Below are 9,342 nucleotides of genomic sequence, written 5' to 3'. Positions count from 1 at the left end.
CTTACATTACTGCTTTTAGAAGCTCTTGTACGAATGGAAGGATTCCACCTAAGAATTTTAAAACTGCCATTGCGATTGCCATTTGACTTCCTCCTCTTTTTTGTTGTTAAGATGTTGTTCATCTTTATACTCTTATTATAGTAAGCGCTTACATTTTTATCAATACATTTTAATATGCAATAATACATATTAAAATGTATTTAAATTCTCTTCCTTGTTTATTTGGTCATAGAGAGGTATTATCAGTATTTTTTTTAAACACGCTAAGGGCCAATACTAGTATTGTTATAACTAGAGGAACAATGGTGAACTTGTATGGATAAAAAACAAATCTACGTTTTGGATAAATATAAATCAGCTGCTACACTCAAAATGCTTAACAATTAAGTCTCTTCGCCCGAAAAAAGCCGATTTTCCCCAAGTTAAGGAAGAATCAGCTTTCATTCACAATCACACTTAAAACCATAAAGGTAAAAATAAAAACAATACTATTTCAAAACTTCCAATACCGTATGCTTCAAAATTTCTACGCCATCTAATATACAAGATCGGTCAAACGTCATGTGGGGATGGTGTAATCCCGGCTTTAAATTCGCACCTAATCCTAGCATAACTGCCTTTAAATGAGGCTTTTTCACCGTATAATAATGAAAATCATCACTTCCCGCTGTGCGAAGCGGTGCGGTGCAGCCCTCTACTCCATATGTCTGCAAAATTCCCTTACGAAGAAACTGTTCCGCTTCTTCTGATACTACTGCTCCAGGTACATAATCGACCCAATCGTAAGAAATCTTTATACCCATTGATTCGGCTGATTGAATTACTTGTTCTATCTTTTTCTTTAGATCTTCCAACAATCCATTATTTTCTGCCCTTACATCCAAGGCAAAATGGGCATTCCCAGGAATGATATTTAAACTCTCACCGCCTGCTTGGCATCGCGTCATTTTAACGGAATAAGAATATTGCGGCGAAAACCATATATTTTTTAATCCTATATTAATCATCGTAATGACATCAATTGCGTTCGTACCTTGATGTGGCCGTGCGCCGTGAGCGTCCGTTCCAGCAATATGAGCTTCTAAAAAGTCAGCTGCTCCGTGCCGAATTGATGGGGCTGCCTGCTTCAATGATAATTCCTCTATTGGTCGTAAGTGAATGCCAAATAAGAAATCAACGTCATCTACAACGCCTTTCTCCACCATTTTCAGAGCTCCGCTTCCCTTTTCTTCTGCAGGCTGGAAAATAAAGCGAACTGTTCCTGTCTGCCAATTTGCCTGTTTTAACTGTAAAATGAGCCCCATCACAACCGTCATATGCGCATCATGACCGCATGAATGATTTGCTTTAAACTCTCCATCTACTTCTTGCCATAACGCGTCCATATCACCTCGAACCGCGACAATCGGTTTCCCGCTTCCCATTTCTGCAATTACACCAGGACAATCATCAAACGTTTTATAGGAAATGCCTTCTCCCTCTAAGAATTTCGCAATGTAGGCAGTCGTATTATACTCTTTCCAGCTCACTTCAGGATTCTCATGTAAATGTTGAAAAATTCCGCTTAACCGATCCTGCAAATCTACTTTTTTCACTGTTGTGCTCTCCCTTCTCACATCGCAGCCACTCTCTTAAGATGTATAAAATGCTAAAAGGCCTTATTATTCATAACAATCATGTTTCCCAAAAACATATTCAATATTCTTGTAAATGTCAAGAGGGAAACACTGATAATTCGTAATTGTCCATATATTTATTTTAAAATATAATTATGAGAAGACACCGAAAAAGAAAATTACATCAGCTACCCTAAATTCATAAAAACATTGTAAACAGAAAGGGGTCTTTTCAATGAAAATAACAGCCATTCATATTTACGCCATTCGTTTACCACTTCAAAATCCGTTTATTGTCAGCTATGGCACCTATCCAGATATGCCTTCTATTATTGTCAAACTCGAAACAGATGAAGGCATTGTCGGTTACGGAGAAGGAGTCGCTGACGAGCATGTTACAGGTGAAACGTGGGAAAGCACCTTTCATATTGTAAAACACACATTAGCTCCTACTTTATTGGGTAAGAATCCAATGAATATCGAGAAAATACATGACACCATGAACCAAACTATTTACGGTGTACCTACTGCCAAAGCTGCACTTGATATCGCTTGCTTTGACATAATGGGTAAAAAACTTGGACAACCTGTCTATCAACTCATTGGCGGTCGCTATCATGAAGAATTCCCCATTACGCATGTATTAAGCATTGATACGCCGGAACATATGGCAGAAGAAGCAAATTCTATGCTGAACAAAGGATACCGCTCTTTTAAAATGAAAGTCGGCACAGATGTGAAAGAAGATGTGGAAAGAATTGAAGCTGTACGTGAACGAGTCGGAAATGATATCGCCATTCGCATCGACGTAAACCAAGGCTGGAAAAACAGTGCTACAACGCTAACTGCATTACGTTCTCTGAAACATTTAGACATCGACTGGATTGAACAGCCTGTTATCGCTGACGATATTGACGCGATGGCTTACATTCGCTCAAAAACAGATCTTTCGCTTATGATCGACGAAGGATTAAAAGGACCACGGGAAATGCGCCAAATTATTCAAAAACAAGCAGCTGATAAAGTAAACATTAAACTAATGAAATGCGGCGGCATCTACCCAGCTGTCAAACTAGCCCATCAAGCAGAACTAGCTGAAATAGAGTGTCAAATTGGTTCTATGGTCGAATCCTCTGTTGCCTCTTCCGCAGGATTCCATGTCGCTTTTTCTAAAAAGATCATTACAAGCGTCGAACTAACAGGACCATTAAAATTCACAAAAGACATTGGAAATCTATCTTACGACGTACCGTTTATTCGCCTAGCAGAAAAACCTGGACTAGGTGTTGATATTGATGAAGAGGTACTCAATGAATTAACTGTTTTTCAAGACGTCATCCACTAAAGGAGACCCAGCATGAACATTCTTTATGAAGGAACATTGAAACAAATCGGGCAACCATTCAAAGTTACATCATTATCTTCAGAGCACACCGAGCAACTCTTATCCGTACAAGATGATGTCATTGAAGCACTAGAAAACAAAGAAAACTTACAGCCTCTTACATTAGAAGAGTTTCAAAATATATTAAGCGGAAATGGACTCATGATCGGTGCATTCGTAGATGAACGACTCATAGTCATGATCTAAAAACTGCTTGTAGTGCATACGTAATATAAGAAATCATAATGATAGTTTGTCTTCCTTCCTAGGATTGAATTATGTCTATTATCAAACGTAAGAAAGCAAGCTTTTTTATGCACATTGTTTGTATAAAGGATACGTTTTGCGGCACGCTCTGACGAGTAAAAAATTTAATATCCTATTTTTCGAGAATGCTAGGACCTTTTTTTAAAATACTTACAAAACCAATAATAGAAACGATACTAAAAATGATAAGAGCAGATGTCATGTTAACATGTAACTCTTTCCCCTTTATTATTCGGTAAATAGTCCCAAACAATATATTGAATCCAGTCATAATCGCTCCAATAATTACACTCGCTAGACATCCAATTACATAAAACTTAATCTTATGTAGCATACTACTCTCCTTTGCTGAAAAATATTCAATACTACTTTTAATTAGTGTATAGAAACATTTACATTAATAACATCACGCTATTTTTACTAAATTATAACATCCTAGTGAATATATCCTAAACTCTAACGTGGAACATATACGGATTATTATATCCCTTCAACTTTACGAGAGCCTTCTTTTACAGTTAACACTTCTTTCCCCTGAGCATGACCATTCCACGAAAAATTCGTCCACATTCTTAACAATGTTTCTACTGGCCCTCTATTAAATCTTCTCAAGTAATAATGACTAGCAACTGCTTGAGTAGCATAAATAGCAATTGCTAAAATAACGCTCAAAATCATACCCATCTTACCAAATTGCCCCAGACCATATCCATAAAAAATAGATGTACAAATAACTGTTTGCATTAAATAGTTCGTCAGCGACAGTTTTCCGATATTTTCAAAGGCTCCTCGAAGCATCCGTTTAGGTAATTTTGTATAAAAATAGGCAAACAGAAAAATATACCCAAGTGACAACAAATTCTTTCCGAGCATATCACCTACACCTATCCAATCATTTTCAGGCGCAAGATAAGGCATCAGTTTTAAAACAAGACCGATTGGGAGAAATATAAAAATCCCTTTCCTATACAACGATCGCTCCTTTATCGGATTCGCGAACCAATTTACCTTTGCCGCATACATCCCGAATAAAAACAATGGTGCAGACATAAATGGTAAAAACAATAAAGCAAATAAGTAAAACGCATCCGGCAAATCTAACGGATCTTCATTGAGTCGATGGTCTTTAATTTCTGCATAACTTCCACTTCCATAAACTTTCTTCGTTTTTTCAATATAATGGGACATCTTTTCTTTTTCCTTGGCCGTCTCTTCCATATGTCCATATCCCATAAGTGAAGTAAGCACTAATAAAATAATTCCCCAAACTATCAATGTTTTTTTCTTGCGATTTAAAAATAACAATAGGAAAAAACCCATCAATCCGTAAAAGGAAAGAATGTCTCCTTCCCATAAAAAATGAGCGTGTAACAATCCAAGAGCAAAAAGAAAGAAAAAGCGTCTTACAAAATATCGTTTTACTTTTACCCCTTTTCGTTCAAGACTCTCCTTCATTTTGATCATTGAATAACCAAATAAAAATGTAAAAATAGGCATGAAACTACCTTCTATTAGAACCTTTACAGCTTTATAAGCTCCTAAATCTGTCGCAGATAATGAATAAAAATTAATTTCATCCTTACCAAATATTCCGTACTGAAAAATCAACATATTAGCCAACAGTATACCTAATAAACTAAATCCCCTTATACCATCAACTGTAGAAACTCGATATTTATCCATTTTTTATCCCCTTACATGTTTTTGCTACTTTTAATTTACAATTTTAACCTTTCCATTAGCGAAACAAGAGATTACCATTTCATAAACCTTTTTTACTTCCGTTCAAGTTCTCGTAATGTTCGTATGCTAATATAGTTACCGAGGTGGATAAGGATGGAAAACAAAAGTATTTTGCTTGTAGACGACGAAAAAGCTATTGTAAAAATGATTGAAATGGTGTTAAGAAAAGAAGGATTCAACCATATTTATACTGCACATACAGCTACAGATGCTTTAGCAATTCTAGAAAAAAATTCAATTGATATGATTGTGCTAGATGTTATGCTTCCTGATTATAGTGGATTTGAATTATGCCCCAAAATCCGTGCAATTTCAAATGCCTATATTTTATTTTTAACAGCTAAAGTATCGGATCTTGACGTCTTAACTGGATTTGCGATTGGTGGAGATGATTACGTCACAAAGCCATTTAACCCACTCGAGATTGCAGCGAGAATTAAAGCACATTTTCGTAGAACTTCATCCGTAGAAACTTCACGAATCCTTAACAAGAAGAAGCAATATAACTTCGGAAGGTTTTTAATAGATGAAGACAAAGGAGAATTATTTGTGAACGGTCAGCCAGTTTCTTGCCCGACCCAAGTATATTTACTTTTATTGTATTTGTGCAAACACCCAAACAAAGTATTCTCAAAATCCGAACTTCTAGAAGCCGTTTGGGGATTTACCCATTACGTAGATGATAATACCGTATCTGTCCATGTAAGACGAATTCGAGAACGAATTGAAGAAGATCCAAGTCAACCGCAATTTTTATTAACGGTCCGTGGCCTCGGATACAAGCTGGTTCAGGAGAAATAATATGAAACCATTACGAAGAAGGTTAATTTTTCACTTCTCTCTTCAATTTATTACCTTATCAATTGGGATGATTTTATTAGTTTTTGCTCTGTTTTTTTTATTGATTCAACAAATTAGTAGCCAAGAATTAAGACGGAACTTTCAAGCCGGGATACTAGATTGTATTACGACCGATACGATAATCGAAAATGGCGAGGCAAAGATTGATAAGAAATGGGAAAAATTGCTTCGTGAAAGACAAATGTGGGCACAAATTGTCAATGATCAAGGACATGTGATTACATCGAGTAATGCACCTTCCTCCCTGCCTAAACACTATTCTGTAGGCGACATTTTAGAAATAAAAGAAACGAAACATTTTAGTGAATTTACCGTTTTAACTAAAGTTGATAATACATATAAAAAAGACCATATTTTTATGGTTGGATATAAAGATAAACAACAGGATATTTTGAAAGAGTTTGCTAAAACCTACAACTTAAATAGTCAGATTTCTGAAACAAATAAAGCTGAACTTGAAGAACAGCTCGAAAAAATAAACGGCACACTTCATATTATTAACAAACAAGGGGATATTATCGAGAATATCGGAAAGCCAATGAATCTAAAAAAATACGATCCTTTAGATATTGTTTCAAGAGAAACAGCACCCGGCATTCATTCAACAAAGATGTCTGTTTATAAGGATCCTTCTTCCGATAAGATTTGGATTTTACATACACCAAAAAAGAAAGATAAAAATCAAACACTGTCTATCATGGAAGAATATCTTATAGGTTTTGGTATCGTAGGTGCCATCGTGTTGTTAATAACGATTACCCTTTCTTCTTGGAACGGTTTCCGTTATGGCAGGCCGCTATTTCTTTTTACAAGTTGGTTGGAAAGAATGGAACAAGGCAGTTATGATGAAGTGTTAACCGAAAAAGAAAGAAAAAAAATCTACCGAAAAAACGGAAAAGTAAGAATGCGCTACCGCTTATATAAAGAGGTCATCAATGCTTTCTACAAAATGGCAGAAAAATTAGATGCATCGGTAAAAGAACGAGCAAAGCTAGAAAAAACACGGGAAGAATGGATGACCGGTATCTCTCATGACCTTCGTACTCCTCTGTCTTCCATCCAAGGATATGGACATTTATTAGAAAGTGGTCATTATGATTGGTCAGCAGAAGAACTGGAGGAAATAGGAAAAACGATTCGTGAAAAAGGAGATTACATGCTTCACCTAATTGAGGATTTTTCACTCACCTTCCAGCTTAAAAATAATAATCTCCTTCTTTCTAAAGAAACATATCAATTGAATGATCTCCTTGAAACAATTATTAATAAATTTTCCGATGATCGAACATTGCAAGACTATTGTTTTCACTTTAAGCCTATTCATAAACAAGTAGAAATTGAAGCAGATAGAAAATGGTTTGAGCGAATGATGGATAACTTAATCTTTAATGCCATTAAACATAATCCTAGCGGAACAACTATCACCATTGGAGTCTCTGAATCTCCAAAAGGACTACAAATCTGTATTGAAGATAACGGCGTCGGCATGGATGAAGAAACGATGGGACAGTTATTTGAACGCTATTACCGCGGAACAAACACCGATGAACAAATAGAAGGAGTCGGCCTTGGTATGAGTATCGCTAAGCAAATTGCTACTCTCCATGGAGCGACCTTAGAAGTACATTCTGAAATTGGAAAGGGAACAAAAGTATATATAACGGCTTATGGCACGAGCATATTATAAAGTTTTTTATTATCAAATGAAGTGTTCACCAAAATCAAAAGTGCCCTCTTCGTAAGGGGCACTTTTGATTTACTTATTAACCTCTAACAAACCCCTCTGTTCCAGATTTTTCCTTCTTGTCCTTTGGCTCAACCTTATAACGATCTCCACCTACAAATAAGGAAACAAGCAATCCAATAATACCAGCTACTATCGCCAATATAAAACCGCGGTGCAACGCTGTTTCTAATGCCGTCCTCATGAATTCTACTAGCTGAGGAGGAATCTGTGTGTGATTTTGCATCAAGATTTCTGGTTTTGCTAATTTTTCAATTTGATCAGCCGGCATTCTAGAAGACACTGCAAAATCCACCATCTTTTCTTTTAAATCATTGTTCACAATGGTTGCTGTAATTGCAGCTCCCATCACACCACCAATACTTCTCCAAAATCCCACAACCGATGACGCAATCCCCATATATTTCATATCGACGGATTGAGCGACGGCATTTTGCGCAACACTCATAAGTGGCCCAAGAACAATCAGCCCCATTGTGATCATGACAAGTGTTACTGTTAATTTTGATGTATCATGTGTGATGGTACTAAGCATGTAAGCCTCAAATATTCCAAATGCCATGGAAATGACCATAATGGTACGGAAAGGAACTTTCGTACAAAGGAAACCACCTAAAATCGCACCAATCATAATCGGAAACATCATTGGCGTTAACACACTATTTGAATTTTCATTCCCAATAATAGCTACTGAGAGAATGGGAAGATACGTAATCGCAGAGAACATGATTGCTCCCTGACAAAATACAATAATACTTGTGCCAAGCACCATTTTATTTTTAAAAATGGAAAGAGGTAAAATCGGTTCACTGGCCTTTCTTTCCACTAATATAAACAACACAATCGATATAGCAGCTGCACTAAACATTCCAATGATTTGAACGGAGTCCCAGGCATAATCCTTCCCGCCCCATTCTAAACCGAGAAGAAGCAACACAGTTGAAGCAATTAATAAAATCGTTCCAAGATAATCCACTTTTGGTTTATGTTCTGACTTAGATTCTTTTAAAGAAAACAATAAAGTAATAACCGATAAAATGCCAAAAGGTACATTTACATAAAAGCACCATCTCCACCCTAACCAAGAGGCTTCGGAAATCCAAGTGCCGATCTGCGGTCCAAGAACTGAGGATATACCAAATATCCCCGCAAACACACCAGACATTTTCGCAGCTTGCTTAGGATCTGTAGAAATTGAATAAATGATTGTGAATGAAATCGGAAAAATAGCCCCTGAACCTATCCCCTGAATAACACGATACGCGATCAACTGGTCTATATTTTGAGCAGTTCCGCATAATGCCGAGCCAATTAGAAATAAACTGATCCCGAGTAAATAAAACAGTTTTCTTCCAAATAAATCGCTCATTTTCCCAAACACAAGCATCGTACTTGTTGCCGCAAGCATATAAGCCGTAAAAACCCAGCTCATTTTATCGAACCCGCCAATATCCTTAATAACTTGACTAATGCTCGCTGAAACAATGGTGTTATCCAGAGATGACATAAAAAGTCCTAATGCCATGGCTAATATTACAAAGGGCATTCTTTTGTTCTTTTCCATTATGCTCTCCCTTCATTCCCCATTTTTTCAATCCTATCCACTCAAATAGAATAACATTTTCACATTGAATAATAACAAAATTTGGAAGTGTTTTTCTGACAAAAATCTACTTCGTTTGTAGTGGCATGCAGGTACTTACTATAAGTATGTTTTGAAATTTACT

General features: G+C 36.5%; 7 protein-coding genes and 1 pseudogene. 4 read left to right on the top strand and 4 right to left on the bottom strand.

Annotation, left to right across the window (positions count from 1 at the left end):
• Positions 1-488: 488 nt before the first annotated feature.
• Positions 489-1,595: a M20 peptidase aminoacylase family protein gene (locus BM211_RS16745; RefSeq protein WP_035437719.1), complete on the bottom strand. Its 1,107-nt coding sequence runs from the start codon at positions 1,593-1,595 to the stop codon at positions 489-491.
• A 256-nt stretch (positions 1,596-1,851) separates the two neighbouring features.
• On the opposite strand from BM211_RS16745, the gene BM211_RS16740 reads away from it, so the two are divergent.
• Together BM211_RS16740 and BM211_RS16735 are read left to right on the top strand one after the other, a co-directional pair.
• Entirely contained in the window at positions 1,852-2,961 is a 1,110-nt protein-coding gene (locus tag BM211_RS16740; protein ID WP_090998634.1) for a mandelate racemase/muconate lactonizing enzyme family protein, read from the top strand.
• Between the two features lie 12 nt (positions 2,962-2,973).
• Positions 2,974-3,195: pseudogene (locus BM211_RS16735) on the top strand (GNAT family N-acetyltransferase); the annotation flags it as partial.
• A 184-nt stretch (positions 3,196-3,379) separates the two neighbouring features.
• Here BM211_RS16735 and BM211_RS16730 read toward each other — a convergent pair.
• Positions 3,380-3,601: a hypothetical protein gene (locus BM211_RS16730; protein ID WP_035437722.1), complete on the bottom strand. Its 222-nt coding sequence runs from the start codon at positions 3,599-3,601 to the stop codon at positions 3,380-3,382.
• A 146-nt stretch (positions 3,602-3,747) separates the two neighbouring features.
• Entirely contained in the window at positions 3,748-4,950 is a 1,203-nt protein-coding gene (locus tag BM211_RS16725; RefSeq protein WP_090998632.1) for a DUF418 domain-containing protein, read from the bottom strand.
• 153 nt (positions 4,951-5,103) lie between these two features.
• On the opposite strand from BM211_RS16725, the gene BM211_RS16720 reads away from it, so the two are divergent.
• Complete coding sequence (locus BM211_RS16720) at positions 5,104-5,811, top strand: response regulator transcription factor (protein WP_035437726.1); 708 nt, start codon at positions 5,104-5,106, stop codon at positions 5,809-5,811.
• A 1-nt stretch (position 5,812) separates the two neighbouring features.
• On the top strand, positions 5,813-7,558 hold the full coding sequence (locus BM211_RS16715; protein WP_090998630.1) for a sensor histidine kinase: 1,746 nt from the start codon (positions 5,813-5,815) through the stop codon (positions 7,556-7,558).
• Positions 7,559-7,634: 76 nt separating this feature from the next.
• Here BM211_RS16715 and BM211_RS16710 read toward each other — a convergent pair whose 3' ends face one another.
• A complete protein-coding gene (locus BM211_RS16710) occupies positions 7,635-9,140 on the bottom strand; it encodes an MFS transporter (RefSeq protein WP_256217132.1) in 1,506 nt (501 codons plus the stop codon).
• Between the last annotated feature and the right edge of the window lie 202 nt (positions 9,141-9,342).

This window comes from Bacillus sp. 491mf (assembly GCF_900112415.1).
Classification (GTDB): Bacteria; Bacillota; Bacilli; order Bacillales; family Bacillaceae_G; genus Bacillus_A.
Note: the sequence above shows the minus strand (reverse complement) of the source record. Positions and strands in the feature narration are given on the sequence as shown.

Bases quoted from the DNA above. Each gene is read 5' to 3' on its own strand.
- BM211_RS16710 (WP_256217132.1), bottom strand. From the start codon at position 9,140: ATGGCATTAGGACTTTTTATGTCATCTCTGGATAACACCATTGTTTCA.
- BM211_RS16740 (WP_090998634.1), top strand. From the start codon at position 1,852: ATGAAAATAACAGCCATTCATATTTACGCCATTCGTTTACCACTTCAA.
- BM211_RS16725 (WP_090998632.1), bottom strand. From the start codon at position 4,950: ATGGATAAATATCGAGTTTCTACAGTTGATGGTATAAGGGGATTTAGT.
- BM211_RS16715 (WP_090998630.1), top strand. From the start codon at position 5,813: ATGAAACCATTACGAAGAAGGTTAATTTTTCACTTCTCTCTTCAATTT.
- BM211_RS16730 (WP_035437722.1), bottom strand. From the start codon at position 3,601: ATGCTACATAAGATTAAGTTTTATGTAATTGGATGTCTAGCGAGTGTA.
- BM211_RS16720 (WP_035437726.1), top strand. From the start codon at position 5,104: ATGGAAAACAAAAGTATTTTGCTTGTAGACGACGAAAAAGCTATTGTA.